The organism is Aliiroseovarius sp. F47248L (genome assembly GCF_023016085.1).
Classification (GTDB): domain Bacteria; phylum Pseudomonadota; class Alphaproteobacteria; order Rhodobacterales; family Rhodobacteraceae; genus Aliiroseovarius.
Genome location: NZ_JALKBF010000001.1, coordinates 12795 through 27447 on the forward strand (window position 1 = coordinate 12795; position 14653 = coordinate 27447).

The 14653-nt window shown below is 56.4% G+C and carries 21 protein-coding genes and 1 pseudogene; 21 read left to right on the forward strand and 1 reads right to left on the reverse strand.

Annotated elements, in window-relative coordinates; all coding sequences use genetic code 11:
• Window positions 1-15: 15 nt before the first annotated feature.
• The 6 genes from rpsN to rpmD all read left to right on the forward strand — a co-directional run bounded on the left by rpsN (window position 16) and on the right by rpmD (window position 2535).
• The gene (rpsN, locus tag MWU51_RS00120) at window positions 16-321 is read left to right on the forward strand and encodes a 30S ribosomal protein S14 (protein WP_247032921.1); all 306 of its coding nucleotides are present in this window, start codon (window positions 16-18) and stop codon (window positions 319-321) included.
• Between the two features lie 13 nt (window positions 322-334).
• Window positions 335-727, forward strand: coding sequence for a 30S ribosomal protein S8 (rpsH, locus tag MWU51_RS00125; RefSeq protein ID WP_247032923.1), 393 nt, complete (start codon window positions 335-337; stop codon window positions 725-727).
• Between the two features lie 12 nt (window positions 728-739).
• The gene (gene rplF, locus MWU51_RS00130; protein ID WP_247032925.1) at window positions 740-1273 is read left to right on the forward strand and encodes a 50S ribosomal protein L6; all 534 of its coding nucleotides are present in this window, start codon (window positions 740-742) and stop codon (window positions 1271-1273) included.
• 11 nt (window positions 1274-1284) lie between these two features.
• Window positions 1285-1644, forward strand: a complete 360-nt coding sequence (gene rplR / locus MWU51_RS00135) for a 50S ribosomal protein L18 (protein WP_247032927.1) — start codon at window positions 1285-1287, stop codon at window positions 1642-1644.
• Between the two features lie 120 nt (window positions 1645-1764).
• Window positions 1765-2334 carry a 30S ribosomal protein S5 gene (gene rpsE / locus MWU51_RS00140; protein WP_247032932.1) on the forward strand — a complete coding sequence of 190 codons (570 nt, stop codon included), beginning with the start codon at window positions 1765-1767 and terminating at the stop codon, window positions 2332-2334.
• 12 nt (window positions 2335-2346) lie between these two features.
• Window positions 2347-2535: a 50S ribosomal protein L30 gene (rpmD, locus tag MWU51_RS00145; RefSeq protein ID WP_247032933.1), complete on the forward strand. Its 189-nt coding sequence runs from the start codon at window positions 2347-2349 to the stop codon at window positions 2533-2535.
• Between the two features lie 58 nt (window positions 2536-2593).
• On the opposite strand, the gene MWU51_RS00150 is transcribed toward rpmD, so the two are convergent.
• The gene (locus tag MWU51_RS00150; RefSeq protein WP_247032934.1) at window positions 2594-3094 is read right to left on the reverse strand and encodes a hypothetical protein; all 501 of its coding nucleotides are present in this window, start codon (window positions 3092-3094) and stop codon (window positions 2594-2596) included.
• Between the two features lie 302 nt (window positions 3095-3396).
• Here MWU51_RS00150 and MWU51_RS00155 point away from each other — a divergent pair, with 302 nt between their 5' ends.
• From MWU51_RS00155 to MWU51_RS00225, 15 genes and pseudogenes are all read left to right on the forward strand, one after another.
• Window positions 3397-3540, forward strand: coding sequence for a hypothetical protein (locus MWU51_RS00155; protein WP_247032935.1), 144 nt, complete (start codon window positions 3397-3399; stop codon window positions 3538-3540).
• A gap of 159 nt (window positions 3541-3699) precedes the next feature.
• Window positions 3700-4170 carry a 50S ribosomal protein L15 gene (gene rplO / locus MWU51_RS00160; RefSeq protein WP_247032937.1) on the forward strand — a complete coding sequence of 157 codons (471 nt, stop codon included), beginning with the start codon at window positions 3700-3702 and terminating at the stop codon, window positions 4168-4170.
• 104 nt (window positions 4171-4274) lie between these two features.
• Window positions 4275-5630, forward strand: a complete 1356-nt coding sequence (secY, locus tag MWU51_RS00165; RefSeq protein ID WP_247032938.1) for a preprotein translocase subunit SecY — start codon at window positions 4275-4277, stop codon at window positions 5628-5630.
• Window positions 5627-6268 (forward strand): annotated as a pseudogene (locus MWU51_RS00170) (adenylate kinase). Before secY ends, MWU51_RS00170 begins: the two are co-directional and overlap by 4 nt.
• Before the next feature lie 78 nt (window positions 6269-6346).
• Window positions 6347-6730, forward strand: a complete 384-nt coding sequence (locus tag MWU51_RS00175; RefSeq protein WP_247032939.1) for a hypothetical protein — start codon at window positions 6347-6349, stop codon at window positions 6728-6730.
• Window positions 6731-6929: 199 nt separating this feature from the next.
• Window positions 6930-7298: a 30S ribosomal protein S13 gene (gene rpsM / locus MWU51_RS00180; protein WP_247032940.1), complete on the forward strand. Its 369-nt coding sequence runs from the start codon at window positions 6930-6932 to the stop codon at window positions 7296-7298.
• Between the two features lie 15 nt (window positions 7299-7313).
• Window positions 7314-7703: a 30S ribosomal protein S11 gene (rpsK, locus tag MWU51_RS00185; protein ID WP_247032941.1), complete on the forward strand. Its 390-nt coding sequence runs from the start codon at window positions 7314-7316 to the stop codon at window positions 7701-7703.
• A gap of 105 nt (window positions 7704-7808) precedes the next feature.
• A complete protein-coding gene (locus tag MWU51_RS00190) occupies window positions 7809-8825 on the forward strand; it encodes a DNA-directed RNA polymerase subunit alpha (RefSeq protein WP_247032942.1) in 1017 nt (338 codons plus the stop codon).
• Between the two features lie 148 nt (window positions 8826-8973).
• Window positions 8974-9402, forward strand: a complete 429-nt coding sequence (rplQ, locus tag MWU51_RS00195) for a 50S ribosomal protein L17 (RefSeq protein WP_247032943.1) — start codon at window positions 8974-8976, stop codon at window positions 9400-9402.
• Between the two features lie 185 nt (window positions 9403-9587).
• A complete protein-coding gene (locus tag MWU51_RS00200; RefSeq protein WP_247032951.1) occupies window positions 9588-10199 on the forward strand; it encodes an autoinducer binding domain-containing protein in 612 nt (203 codons plus the stop codon).
• A gap of 60 nt (window positions 10200-10259) precedes the next feature.
• A complete protein-coding gene (locus MWU51_RS00205) occupies window positions 10260-11582 on the forward strand; it encodes a replication-associated recombination protein A (protein ID WP_247032953.1) in 1323 nt (440 codons plus the stop codon).
• 78 nt (window positions 11583-11660) lie between these two features.
• On the forward strand, window positions 11661-12038 hold the full coding sequence (crcB, locus tag MWU51_RS00210) for a fluoride efflux transporter CrcB (RefSeq protein WP_247032955.1): 378 nt from the start codon (window positions 11661-11663) through the stop codon (window positions 12036-12038).
• Window positions 12035-13084 carry an RluA family pseudouridine synthase gene (locus MWU51_RS00215; protein ID WP_247032957.1) on the forward strand — a complete coding sequence of 350 codons (1050 nt, stop codon included), beginning with the start codon at window positions 12035-12037 and terminating at the stop codon, window positions 13082-13084. The genes crcB and MWU51_RS00215 overlap by 4 nt, the downstream gene beginning before the upstream one ends.
• On the forward strand, window positions 13081-13770 hold the full coding sequence (locus MWU51_RS00220) for an HAD-IA family hydrolase (protein ID WP_247032959.1): 690 nt from the start codon (window positions 13081-13083) through the stop codon (window positions 13768-13770). Before MWU51_RS00215 ends, MWU51_RS00220 begins: the two co-directional genes overlap by 4 nt.
• Window positions 13767-14483: an ATP12 family protein gene (locus tag MWU51_RS00225; protein ID WP_247032961.1), complete on the forward strand. Its 717-nt coding sequence runs from the start codon at window positions 13767-13769 to the stop codon at window positions 14481-14483. The genes MWU51_RS00220 and MWU51_RS00225 overlap by 4 nt, the downstream gene beginning before the upstream one ends.
• The last annotated feature ends 170 nt before the right edge of the window (window positions 14484-14653 follow it).

Here is a 14653-nt window from a genome sequence, read left to right on the forward strand (position 1 = left end):
CGGGAAGGAATAGACATGGCTAAAAAAGCAATGATCGAACGCGAGAAGAAGCGTCAGAAGCTGGTGGAAAAATATGCCGCCAAGCGTGCTGCGCTGAAAGAGATCGCAAACGACGAAAGCAAGACGATGGAAGAGCGTTTCACCGCCCGCCTGAAGCTTGCACAACTGCCGCGCAACAGCTCGGCGACCCGGCTGCACAACCGTTGCCAGCTGACCGGTCGTCCGCACGCTTACTATCGTAAGCTGAAAGTGTCGCGGATCGCGCTGCGGGATCTTGGGTCGAATGGCCAGATCCCCGGCCTGGTGAAATCTAGCTGGTAAGGGAGAGACAGATATGAACGATCCTATCGGCGATATGCTCACCCGTATCCGCAACTCGCAAATGCGCGGCAAATCGGTTGTTTCGACACCGGCTTCCAAGCTGCGTGCTTGGGTTCTGGATGTTTTGGCTGACGAAGGCTACATCCGCGGTTACGAAACTGGCACTGACGAGCGTGGGCACCCCACCCTCGAAATCAGCCTCAAATACTTCGACGGTGTTCCGGTGATCCGCGAACTCCAGCGGGTTTCGACCCCTGGCCGTCGCGTCTATATGGGCGTGAAAGACATCCCGCAGGTCCGTCAGGGCCTTGGCGTTTCGATTGTCTCGACCCCCAAAGGCGTCATGTCCGATGCAAACGCTCGCAGCCAGAATGTTGGTGGCGAAGTGCTTTGCACCGTATTCTAAGGAGGCCTTCGAATGTCTCGTATTGGTAAAAAACCGGTCGAGCTGCCCGCTGGCGTAACAGTTACGCAGTCGGGTCAGACCGTAGAAGTAAAGGGCCCGAAAGGCGTCCTTAGCTTCACCGCAACCGATGATGTCACCATCACCGTTGAAGACAACCAACTTAACGTCGAGCCGCGTGGCAAGTCCAAGCGCGCCCGTCAACAGTGGGGCATGAGCCGCACAGTGGTTGCCAACATGGTCACCGGTGTCACCGACGGTTTCAAGAAAGAGCTGGAAATCAACGGTGTTGGTTATCGTGCTCAGATGCAGGGCAACGTCCTGAAACTGAACCTCGGCCTGTCGCATGACGTTGATTTCGTTGCACCGGAGGGCGTCACCGTGACCGCTCCGAAGCAAACCGAAATCGTCGTTGAAGGCATCGATCCACAACTCGTCGGACAAGTCGCGGCCAATATCCGCGCATGGCGCAAGCCCGAGCCTTATAAAGGCAAGGGTATCAAATACAAAGACGAGTATATCTTCCGCAAGGAAGGTAAGAAGAAGTAAGGACCAGACAGATGGCAAACAGCAAACGGACCCTGTTCCTCAAGCGCCGCCTGCGCGTCCGGAACAGCCTGCGCAAGCACAATGTAGGCAAGATGCGCCTGTCGGTGCACCGCTCGAACAAGAACATCAGCGCACAGCTGATCGACGATGTGAATGGCGTCACCCTGGCTTCGGCTTCTTCGTTGGAGAAGGATTTGGGCGTGGTTGGCAAAAACAACATCGATGCAGCCAGCAAAGTGGGTGCAGCGATCGCAGAACGTGCCAAGAAAGCTGGCGTCGAAGAATGCTATTTCGACCGCGGCGGCTTCCTGTACCACGGCAAAGTGAAGGCTCTGGCCGACGCTGCGCGCGAAGGTGGCCTGAAGTTCTAAGTGAACTGAGAGGGGCGTCGGACCTGATCCGCTGCCCCTCCGATGATCCGGGGGTACATTTCGTGCCCACCAGGATTGAGACTAACGGCGCACAGCGCGCCACCATGAAAGGAATGCCTGATGGCAGAACGTGAGAACCGCCGGAACCGTCGCGACCGCGACGAAACTCCGGAATTTGCTGATCGTCTGGTCGCGATCAACCGTGTGTCGAAAACCGTGAAGGGTGGTAAGCGCTTTGGTTTCGCCGCTCTTGTCGTAGTTGGCGACCAAAAAGGCCGTGTTGGCTTTGGCAAAGGTAAAGCGAAAGAGGTCCCCGAGGCCATTCGCAAAGCCACCGAGCAAGCCAAGCGTCAAATGATCCGCGTGCCGCTGCGCGAAGGCCGCACCCTGCACCACGACATCGAAGGTCGTCATGGCGCTGGTAAAGTGGTGATGCGGACCGCTCCGGAAGGTACTGGTATTATTGCTGGTGGTCCGATGCGTGCCGTGTTCGAAATGCTGGGCATCAAAGACGTCGTGTCGAAGTCGATCGGTTCGCAGAACCCATACAACATGATCCGCGCCACCATCGACGGCCTGAACAAAGAGGCCAGCCCCCGCATGATCGCCCAACGTCGCGGCAAGAAAGTCGCCGACATTCTGGGCGCTAAATCTGAAGCTCCGGCAGACGCCGAAGCTGCAGACGCGTAAGGAGACTGATCCATGGCTAAAACCATCGTCGTCAAGCAGATCGGTTCCCCGATCCGCCGCCCCGCCAAACAGCGCCAAACGTTGATCGGCTTGGGTCTGAACAAGATGCACAAAACTCGCGAACTCGAAGACACCCCTGCCGTGCGCGGCATGGTCTCGTCGATCTCGCACATGGTTGAGATCATCGAAGAGAAGGGCTGAGTTCAGCCGCTTTCTTGAAGATTTGAAGCACCCCGGTCAGAAATGGCTGGGGTGTTTTCTATTCAGCACCTATCAACTCTGTCTCTAGAGTTCTAAGTTGATGTCGCCACCAGTAAACGGCTTCTCTGAATTTATGTAGTTTTTGATAGACAATGGGTTCCACCACATATTCTTCGGGCTCGAGGTACGGGCCGAGAATAAATCCCAGTTCAAATTCTTTGAGAATGTTGTTTCGTTCTTTTTCGATGAACTCAAAAAACACCCAATTCCGGTCCTTATCAGCTTTCCATGATTTCCACCGGCGATCTATTGTTGCCGCCCGATCATCAGAGCTTTCACAATCAATTTTTGCAAGCACATGCCCGGTCGCGCGCAGGAGGCTCAATCCAGCCACCCATTTGATTTTCCAGTGGCCCCAGCGAGGTTCTACTTCGGAGTGCTGAAAATCGAACAAAAGGTCAACACAGAGGTCGTAGGGGCGCCATGCCTTCAGCGTTCTTGCGCTTTCGGATGACGTGAATATGTCTCCAGTTATGTGGGAATGGTTGTAGTTGGCCATATTAATTTCCCGTAGTAGTGGGCAGTTACATGCAAATCTTTCACTGGCATCCACGCGGGTACGGACATTAGCTTAAGATCATGGGCAATGTATCCGACGCTCTCCGCCGCGAAAATGGTGGACTTCAGACTTAATTGAGCGCTTTACGTCCATCCAGGGTCAGGCACTGCCCTCTGTTGCGTACTCTTTCACATCAACCCATGCATTCCCCGCAACGCGGGGTTTCGGATTCAACTGTGGTCCCCTCCGCGCACACCTCCTATCAGGGCGCGAACACATCACCCCCGTTTAGGACCACAGACATGAACGCCCTCGTTACCCCCGTCGCCCCGCTGGCCAATGCCATCGCCGAGGTGATTACCGCCGTCCAATCGGCCACGCATCGTTTCCTGACCTCGGACTGCGTTCCGACCTGGACCGAGTATCTGCGCGGCTGCAACAAGTAACGTCCGCCAACAGCGCATCGCGATGGACGCCAGACTTGCGCGGAGCGCGACGAGGGTCTATACGCCCCCGGTGGCGTGTTGCGCCACAGAATCAAAATCAAGAAAAGCCGTGTTTGGCCCCTTCCGCTTCGTGGGTCAGTTCCGGCAAGGAGAAGCGAAATGAAATTGAATGAACTGCGCGACAATCCTGGCGCAACCAAACCCCGTAAACGCGTTGGTCGTGGTCCCGGCTCGGGCATGGGTAAGACCGGTGGTCGCGGTATCAAGGGTCAGAAATCGCGTTCGGGCGTTGCCATCAAGGGTTTTGAAGGCGGGCAAATGCCCATCTATCAACGTCTGCCCAAGCGTGGATTCAACAAGCCGAACCGCAAAAAGTTCGCTGTTATCAACCTGGGCCTGATCCAGAAATTCATCGACGAGAAGAAGCTGGACGCCAAAGACATAACCGAAGACACGTTGGTTGCTTCGGGTCTGGTGCGTCGCAAGCTGGACGGTGTGCGCGTTCTGGCCAAAGGCGAGATTACCGCCAAAGCCGCAATCACTGTTACCGGTGCGTCGAAGTCGGCTGTTGAAGCTGTTGAAAAAGCTGGCGGTAAATTGACCGTCGCTGCTCCGGCTGCAGCTGAATAAGACCTTGTGAGGGGCGACGCTGCCCCTTACATATCTTGCTATGTTTTCAAGCGCCGCCGGAGCCGGGAACGGTCCGGCGGTGTTTTACTTGACGAGGGGGCCTTATGGCATCTGCAGCAGAACAAATGGCCGCAAACATGAGCTGGGGCGCCTTTGGTAAGGCGACCGAGCTGCGTCAGCGGATTTTCTTCACGATCGGGCTTCTGATCATTTACCGCCTTGGCACCTATATTCCCATTCCGGGAATCGACGGCACGGCCCTGCGCGAGTTTATGGATCAGGCACAATCCGGCATCGCGGGCGTGCTTGGCATGTTCACCGGTGGCGCGCTGAGCCGCATGGGTGTGTTCGCCCTTGGTATCATGCCCTATATCTCGGCTTCGATCATCGTGCAGCTTCTGTCTTCTATGTGGGAGCCGTTGAAGCAACTGAAGAAAGAAGGCGAGCAAGGCCGCAAGAAGATCAACCAATACACGCGCTATGGCACTGTTCTGCTGGCTACGGGACAGGCGTTTGCACTGTCAAACAGCTTGCAGGCTGGCGACCTTGTTACCAACCCCGGTGGGTTCTTCATTGCTGCCTGCGTGATCACCCTTGTCGGTGGCACCATGTTCCTGATGTGGCTGGGCGAGCAGATCACTGCACGCGGGATCGGAAACGGAATCTCGCTGATCATCTTCGTCGGCATCGTGGCCGAGATCCCGGCGGCTTTGGCACAGTTCCTGGCTTCAGGCCGGTCTGGCGCAATCAGCCCGGCCGTGATCATTGGTGTACTGGTGATGATTGTCGCCGTAATTGCCTTCGTTGTATTCATGGAACGCGCGCTGCGCAAAATCCACATTCAATATCCCCGCCGTCAGGTGGGCATGAAAGTCTATGACGGTGGTTCGTCGCACCTGCCGATCAAGGTGAACCCCGCCGGCGTTATCCCGGCTATTTTTGCTTCGGCACTTCTGCTGCTCCCGACGACGATCTCGACCTTCTCTTCGGGGCAGGCGGGTCCGGTCATGTCGGTCATTCTGGCTTATTTCGGGCCAGGTCAACCGCTGTATCTGCTGTTCTTTACGGCCATGATCGTGTTCTTCACCTTCTTCTACACCCGCGAAGTGGCGTTCAAGACGGATGAGGTCGCCGACAACCTGAAAAACCAGAACGGTTTTGTACCTGGCATCCGCCCTGGCAAGAAAACGGCCGAGTACCTTGATTACGTCGTCGTGCGTTTGTTGGTACTTGGGTCGGGCTATCTGGCCGCCGTCTGTCTGCTGCCCGAGATTCTGCGCAGCCAATTGGCCATTCCGTTTTACTTTGGCGGAACGTCGGTTCTGATCGTTGTGTCGGTGACGATGGACACGATCCAACAGGTTCAGTCGCATCTGCTGGCGCACCAGTATGAGGGTTTGATCGAGAAGTCGCAGCTGCGCGGTAAAAAACGCTCGAAGAAGGCTCCGTCGCGTCGATGAACATCATTCTGCTTGGACCGCCCGGTGCCGGCAAAGGCACGCAAGCCCGCCTGCTTGTTGAGGAGCGTGGCATGATCCAGCTCTCAACGGGTGACATGCTGCGCGAGGCGAAAGCCTCTGGCACCGAGATGGGCAAGAAGGTCGCCGCGATCATGGATGCGGGCGAGCTTGTCACAGACGAGATCGTCATCGGCCTGATCGAGGAGAAGCTGGAAGGCGACAACGGAGGAGGCTTCATCTTTGACGGCTTCCCCCGGACGCTGGCGTAAGCGGACGCTCTGGGCGAGCTGTTAGCCCGGCACGATACAAAGTTGGATGCCGTGATCGAAATGCGCGTGGATGATGAAGCGCTGGTTGCGCGCATCACCGCCCGGTCGACCTGCGGCAATTGCGGCGAAGGCTACAACGACGTTTCGAAGCCGATCCCCGCGGATGGCAAATGTACGAATTGCGGCGGGACCGACTTCAAGCGCCGCGCAGACGACAACGAAGAAAGTCTGCGCACTCGGTTGATGGAATATTACAAGAAGACGTCGCCTCTGATCGGATACTACCATGCCAAGGGCGATCTGCGGTCGGTGAACGGGCTGGGCGAAATTGACGAAGTGAAGGCTTCGATCGCGGGTGTCCTCGGTTGATTTGACCCAAAGCGAGCTTCTGATACTGGTTTTCTTTCGGCTCCCGTGATCTGTTTGTCAAAATCACTGGAGCCGTTGATGTTTTCAAAACCCCTTGTTGCGGGCATTATCCTTGGCCTTTTGCCTTCCATCGCAACCGCGGACGGCATGATCGTCACCTTGCCTGAGTATTGTGATTTGGATGAAAGCGCCGTCTTGGATAATGGTGGATATGTCCTGCATTCGAATGACATTGAGGGGATAGAATACATCTGCGAGTTTGACCCACTTCCGGCGCGATTTTGGGAAGATAACAATGTTGACATACGCACTGGCTATTGTGCGTCTGGAATTGAGTTTACGCCTCAGGTGTTTGCATTCACCGAAGGACACCAAATGCCTGGCGAAATTCGGGTGATTGGGGCCGGAGGGCTAAGGGAAATGAAGATCTTTTACGTTTGCGATCTTCAACCTTCGAGGTGACCCGAACACAGGCCCTTGACCGCCGGTCCAAAACGCATTAGTTCACGCCATCCCTAACGGGAATCGGTGTGTATTCGGGGTCGCTCCCCTATCCCACCAGACCAGAAATTCAGCGCGGCCCGCAGGAATAATCCGGCGGGCTTCCGTTGTGAAAAAAGGTTCCGGCATTACGGAACCGCAACGAAAAGGAAAGTGACACGTGGCACGTATCGCCGGCGTAAACATCCCGACCCATAAGCGGGTCCCGATCGCCCTGACATATATTACCGGAATTGGTCATACTTCGGCCAAAGCTATCTGCGAAGCCGTTAAAATCGACGAAACCCGTCGTGTTAACGAACTGTCGGATGCTGAAGTTCTTGCCATCCGCGAGCACATCGACGCGACCTACACCGTTGAAGGTGACCTGCGTCGTGAAGTGCAAATGAACATCAAGCGTCTGATGGATCTGGGGGCCTATCGTGGCCTGCGCCATCGCCGCAACCTTCCCGTGCGCGGTCAGCGTACCCACACCAACGCTCGTACACGCAAAGGCCCCGCAAAGGCCATTGCCGGTAAGAAGAAATAAGGGAGGGTTTGACCAATGGCTCGCGAAAAGACTCGTGCAAAGAAGAAAGAGCGTAAGAACATCGCCTCTGGCGTTGCTCACGTAAACTCTTCGTTCAACAACACCAAGATCCTGATTTCGGACGTTCAAGGCAACGCTATTTCGTGGTCGTCGGCTGGAACCATGGGTTTCAAAGGGTCGCGTAAATCGACGCCTTATGCAGCTCAGATGGCGGCTGAAGATGCTGGTAAAAAAGCACAAGAGCACGGCGTCAAGACGCTGGAAGTCGAAGTGCAAGGCCCCGGTTCGGGTCGTGAATCGGCTCTGCGTGCTTTGGCTGCTGTCGGTTTCAATATCACGTCGATCCGTGACGTGACGCCGATTGCCCACAATGGTTGCCGCCCGCCGAAGCGCCGCCGCGTGTAATCAGATTTTTCGCCGGGCTGCGGTTGTCGCGGCCCGGTTTCCGTCATTTTAACCTCGGGCGTCCTGCCCTTTGGACATGGGGACAGGACTGGTATGGAGGGACGCATGATCCATAAAAATTGGGCTGAACTGATCAAGCCGACACAGCTGGAAGTTAAACCCGGCAACGACCCTGCGCGTCAGGCAACCGTGGTCGCAGAACCGCTGGAGCGTGGCTTTGGTCTGACTCTGGGCAACGCCCTGCGCCGTGTTCTGATGAGCAGCTTGCAAGGTGCGGCTATTACATCAGTTCAGATTGACAATGTGCTGCACGAATTCAGCTCGGTCGCAGGTGTGCGTGAAGACGTGACCGACATCGTTCTGAACCTCAAAGGTGTTGCGATCAACATGGAAGTCGAAGGCCCCAAGCGTCTGTCGATTTCGGCCAAAGGGCCCATGGTTGTCACTGCTGGAGACATCTCGGAAACCGCTGGCATTGAGATTCTAAATAAAGATCACGTGATCTGTCACCTCGACGATGGCGCCGACCTGTTCATGGAACTGACCGTTAACACCGGTAAAGGCTATGTCGCGTCGGACAAGAACAAGCCGGAAGATGCGCCGATCGGCCTGATCCCGGTCGATGCGATCTATTCGCCGGTCAAGAAAGTCAGCTATGACGTTCAGCCGACCCGTGAAGGTCAGGTTCTGGACTATGACAAGCTGACGTTGAAGCTGGAGACCGATGGGTCGGTCACGCCGGAAGATGCCGTCGCATTCGCTGCGCGTATCGTTCAGGATCAGTTGTCGATCTTCGTGAACTTCGACGAGCCGGAAGCAGCTGGTCGCCAAGACGAAGATGACGGACTTGAGTTCAACCCGCTTCTGCTGAAGAAAGTGGACGAGCTGGAACTGTCTGTCCGTTCGGCAAACTGCCTGAAGAACGACAACATCGTGTATATCGGTGATCTGATCCAGAAGACCGAAGCAGAGATGCTGCGCACACCGAACTTCGGCCGCAAGTCGCTGAACGAGATCAAAGAAGTGCTTTCGGGCATGGGTCTGCACCTCGGTATGGATGTCGAAGAATGGCCGCCTGAGAACATCGAAGAGCTGGCCAAGAAATTCGAAGACCAGTTCTAAAGTATTCAGGGGCTGCTTCGGTGGCCCCTTAATGCCCGCCTGATGCGGGGAACATCTGGGCAATCCTGCCCCAAGGAGAGGGACCGACACGCATCGGTTCTCGGACAAAGCACCGCTCGTTCAAGAGCACCAAAGAAGGATTAAGAAAATGCGTCACGCTCGTGGTTACCGCCGCCTGAATCGCACACATGAACACCGCAAAGCGATGTTTGCAAACATGGCTGGTTCGCTGATCGAACACGAACAGATCAAAACGACCCTGCCGAAAGCGAAAGAACTGCGCCCGATCATCGAGAAGATGATCACGCTGGCCAAGCGCGGCGACATTCATGCCCGTCGTCAGGCCGCGTCGCGCCTGAAGCAAGACCAGCACGTCGCCAAATTGTTCGACGTCCTTGGCCCACGTTTTGCTGAACGCCAAGGCGGCTACGTTCGCGTTTTGAAAGCTGGCTTCCGCTATGGCGATATGGCGCCGATGGCGATCATCGAGTTTGTTGACCGCGACGCAGACGCCAAAGGCGCTGCTGATCGTGCACGTCTGGAAGCAGAAGAAGCTGCTGACGCGGCAGGCGAATAAAGATTATCCCCAACGGGATTTAGGAAGCCCCGCGCTGTCTGCGCGGGGTTTTTTTATTTGTTGATCGCGTAAGATCTGCAGAAAAAGTCATTGCGCGCTCAGAAAAACTGAATAAACAATTTAGGGTTGTTTGACTCCAGCGCGACTGTCTAAAAGGATAGGTGTGGGGATTGGGGATACGAACGATGGTCGAAGAATTTGGCCTTGATCAAGGTTTGGCCAAGCTGTCTGACTTGGCGCCAAAAGGCTATGCGTTGGGGCTGCATATTCGGTATGCCTCGGCGCATATCATGATTCAGACCTATGACCCACGTTGGAGCCAGCTTTACACCGAAAAAGGGTATATGTTGGCGGACCCTATGGTGTTTTGGGGCTTCGGCAACGAAGGTTCCATCCGGTGGAGCGAATTGAACTTGCCTGACCCGCATGGGATCCTGTCGCAAGCAGGGGGCTTTGGTCTGAAATTCGGGGTGGCGGTTTCGCACGGGTCCACTGCATCGCGCACCATCGGCGGCTTCGCACGGGACGATCGGGAATTCACAGATGACGAAATCAAGAAAATCCACGATCTGGTAGTGGAGTTGCACGAGAAGTCGACGCCGCCCGAACACCTGACCTCCGCGCAACGAATGGCATTGCGCCTGATTGCCAAAGGCAGCAGACATGCTGAGGCTGCCGCCCTTCTGGGCATATCGGAAAGTGCGTTGAAGGCACGGTTGCGCAGCGCGCGAGAACGCTTGTTTGTGCGAACAACCGCCGAAGCAATTCAACGCGCGCAAGAATATAACCTTCTGTAACCCACGCAAAGCGGCGGTTTTCGCCTTTCAACTGGCGGGCGGCATCCTTAGATTTGGATCATGGCTGACCTGTTTGATAATGATCCTGCGTCCAAGACGTCCGAAGGTGGAAAAGACGCGCCGCGCCCTTTGGCCGATCGGCTTAGGCCGAAATCCCTGTCCGAGGTCATCGGACAAGAGCAGGTTCTGGGGCCGGAGGCGCCGCTTGGCACAATGCTTACAGCGGGCAGCCTTGGGTCGTTGATCTTCTGGGGGCCGCCCGGTGTTGGCAAGACCACAATCGCGCGCCTGCTGGCACAGGAAACCGACCTGCATTTTATCCAGATCAGCGCGATCTTCACCGGCGTGCCCGAGTTGCGCAAGGTGTTCGAGGCTGCACGGCATCGGAGATCTAACGGACAAGGCACGTTGCTGTTCGTGGATGAAATCCATCGCTTCAACAAAGCACAGCAGGATGGGTTCCTGCCGCATATGGAAGACGGCACGATATTATTGGTCGGCGCGACCACGGAAAATCCGTCATTCGAGCTGAACGCTGCTGTGTTGTCACGCTCGCAGGTCTTGGTGCTGACTCGTCTGACGCTTGCTGATCTGGAACGGCTTGCCCAGCGGGCCGAAAAAGAACTCGACCGCCCCTTACCGCTGACTGGTGAAGCCCGTGAGGCACTGTTGGAAATGGCTGATGGAGATGGCCGCGCCGTTTTGAACCTTATCGAGCAGGTCTTTGCGTGGAAGGTTGAAGGTAAGCTGGATGTCGAAAGCCTGTCCAAGCGTTTGATGAAACGCGCGACGATCTATGACAAATCAGGGGATGAACACTACAACCTGATTTCGGCGCTGCATAAATCGGTGCGAGGGTCTGACCCGGACGCCGCGCTTTACTGGTTTGCCCGGATGCTTACAGGTGGCGAAGACCCCCGTTTCCTTGCCAGACGCATCACGCGAATGGCGGTCGAGGATATCGGTCTGGCTGATCCGCAGGCCCATCGGGTCTGTCTGGACGCGTGGGAGACTTATGAGCGTTTAGGTAGCCCCGAAGGTGAATTAGCGCTGGCGCAGGCGGTCACCTATTTGTCGCTGGCGCCGAAATCCAATGCGACTTATGTCGCGTACAAAGCGGCAATGGCAGCAGCAAAGAAAACAGGGTCGGAACCTCCACCCAAACACATCCTGAACGCACCGACGTCCTTGATGAAGGATCAGGGCTACGGGGATGGATATGCCTATGACCACGACGCGCCTGATGGCTTTTCCGGGCAGAACTACTTCCCCGACGGGATCAAGCGTGGTGTGTATTACGTGCCGGTTGAGCGAGGGTTTGAACGTGAGTTGAAGAAGCGTGTCGACTATTTCGCGCGGCTTCGATCCAAGCGGATAGATTAAGTCAGCCTGCGCGGTCAGTGGGGCGCAACGACCACCCTAGCGCTTGACAAGAGCGGCTTGTGGCCTCAGTCAGACCGCATGATGACACCCCTTCTTCAAGTTGCCCTTGGTGGCGCAATCGGCGCGTCGGCCCGGTATCTGACGGGCAACGCCGTCACGCGATGGCTGGGCCATGGTTTCCCTGCGGGTACGATGGTCGTTAATATACTTGGTTCGTTCCTGATGGGCCTTTTGGTGGTCACGCTGACCCGCAAAGGCGGTCAAGCGGTAGCGCCATTTTTGATGACCGGCCTACTGGGCGGGTTTACTACTTTCTCTGCGTTTTCGTTGGATGTGATCACGCTATATGAGCGGGGACAGATCGCCGCCGCCAGTGGTTACGTGTTCGGGTCTGTGATTCTGTCGCTGGCCGGCCTTGTCGCAGGTCTACAGGTCGCGCGTATGGTGCTGGCATGAGCGGTGTTCAGGTAATCACAATCGGCCCAGACGAAGCCGAGCAACGGTTGGACCGCTGGGTCAAGCGGGTGTTCCCGCATGTGGGACAGGGTCGGATCGAAAAGGGATGTCGCAAAGGCGAATTTCGCGTCAATGGCGCGAAGGTTAAAACCTCGACCCGGATTGCGCCGGGGGACGAAGTGCGCGTGCCCCCATTGCCGGTGCCGGAAGCTGGGCAAGAGCGTCCGAAAGCTCAGCCGAGCGTGTCCGATGCTGATGCCAAACTGATCCAATCCTGCGTGTTGTATCGAGATGATCATATTATTGCATTGAACAAACCGCCGGGACTGCCCAGCCAAGGCGGCAGCAAACAGACACGTCATGTGGATGGGTTGGCCGAAGCACTGAAGTTCGGTCGCGATGACAAACCTCGCCTTGTGCATCGGCTGGACAAGGACACATCCGGCGTTCTGCTTCTGGCGCGCAGCCAGAAAATGGCGTCAGAGCTGACGCAGGCGTTCCGATCCCGCGACACTCGCAAGATCTATTGGGCCTTGGTGGCAGGTGTGCCGCAGCCACGTTGGGGCACGTTGCGCTGGGGGCTTGTTAAAGCGCCCGGCCATGGCGGCAAAGGCGAGGCGGAAAAGATGATTTGCGTGCATCCGCGACATGTCGATGAAACACCGGGTGCCAAGCGTGCGACCACCGATTATGCAGTGTTGACGACACTTGCCAGCCGTGCGGCATGGGTCGCGTTGGTGCCGGTGACAGGCCGAACTCATCAGCTTCGCGCCCATATGGCCGAGCTTGGTCATCCGATTGCCGGGGATGGGAAATACGGTGGGTCGAGCCAAGAAAACCTTGGTGACGGTTGGGGTGCGCAATTGGGGGGTGAGCTGTCGAAAAAGCTTCATCTTCATGCCCGCTCGATCGAATTTACGCACCCTGTCACGAAAAAGCAGGTGACGATTGTCGCACCTCTGCCCGACCATATGCAGCGCACGTGGGACTATATGGGGTGGCAGGATGGTGACGTGCCCGCCGACCCGTTCGAGGATCTGGAATGAGCGATACGCCGTTGCGGTTGGCAGTCTTCGATGTCGATGGCACGCTGATCGACAGTCAGGATTTCATCGTCGAAGCAATGAATAGGGCGTTTGGTGCGATGGGCGTTGCGTTGCCCACACGGGCCGAGGTTCTGTCGATCGTGGGCCTGTCGCTGCATGACGCGATCCAACGACTTGTGCCCAGACTGTCAGAAGCCGAGGTTGCCGAAGCCGCACATCAATACAAAGACATGTTTATCCAGTTGCGCGCCGAAATGGGTGGCGAGGCGTCTGCGCCGATTTATCCCGGCGCGCGCGCTGCCTTGGAGCATCTGCATGGACGGGATGAGGTGCTGTTGGGTGTGGCCACTGGTAAAGCGCGCCGCGGGTTGGATCATGCCTATGACGCTCACAATCTTCGCCACTTTTTTGTCACCAGCCAAACGGCAGACAACCACCCGTCGAAACCGCACCCGTCGATGTTGCGTGCCGCGCTGTCGGAAACCGGAGCCGATGCTGCGCATGCCGTGATGATTGGCGACACCAGTTTCGATATGGAAATGGGCCGCGCTGCGGGCTATCGCACAATCGGTGTCACCTGGGGGTATCACCCGCGGGAAGGGTTGATTGCAGCCGGGGCCGATCTGTTGATTGATACTTATGCAGATCTCGCAGCGGCCTTGGACGAACTTTGGGGGACAGTATGAGCGACTGGGCAGCAAAACGGTTCTGGAAGCAGGCACAGGTCGTAGAAACCGAAGGTGGATACTCGGTCGAATTGGATGGTCGCTCTATCAAGACGCCCGCTAAAAAACTTCTGCGCGTGCCGACTTTGACGTTGGCTAAGGCAATCGCCGAGGAATGGGATGCTCAGGTCGACAAGGTTGATCCCGGCACCATGCCAGTCACCCGCACGGCAAATTCGGCGTTGGACAAAGTGGCACATCAATTTGACGATGTGGCTGACATGTTGGCCGCCTATGGTGATAGCGATCTGCTGTGCTACCGCGCGACACATCCGGAAGAGTTGGTGGCCCGACAGTCTGATCTCTGGGATCCGATGTTGGAATGGGCGGCAAAAGATTTGGGTGCACGGTTGCAGCCTGTGGCGGGAATCGTGCATCAACCGCAGGATGGCGTTGCGCTCTCTCGGCTCTCGGTACAGGTGCATGCGCTATCGGAATTCGAGCTGGCAGGCTTCCACGATCTGGTAGCAATCAGCGGATCGCTTGTGCTGGCGCTGGCGGTTACCTCCGAAAGGATATCTGTTGAGCAGGCATGGGAATTGTCCCGGCTGGACGAAACCTGGCAAGAGGAACAGTGGGGCGTGGACGAAGAAGCCTCGGAACTTGCAGAGAAAAAACGTATCGACATTGTGAACGCGGCATGGTTCTTCCACGCATGTCGCCGCGAAACATAACGCAACCAATGCGTTAGCTTCGATAATATTCTTGCTTTCCCCTAGGTTAGGCATCGCATTTCGCGATGTTGCCCTTGACGATAACTGATCAATTCTTTCAAACTCCACCCCATGCCGAAAGGGCTCAATCCTTTCGCTAACATCTTGCGGCCACAATGGTTGCGAATTCA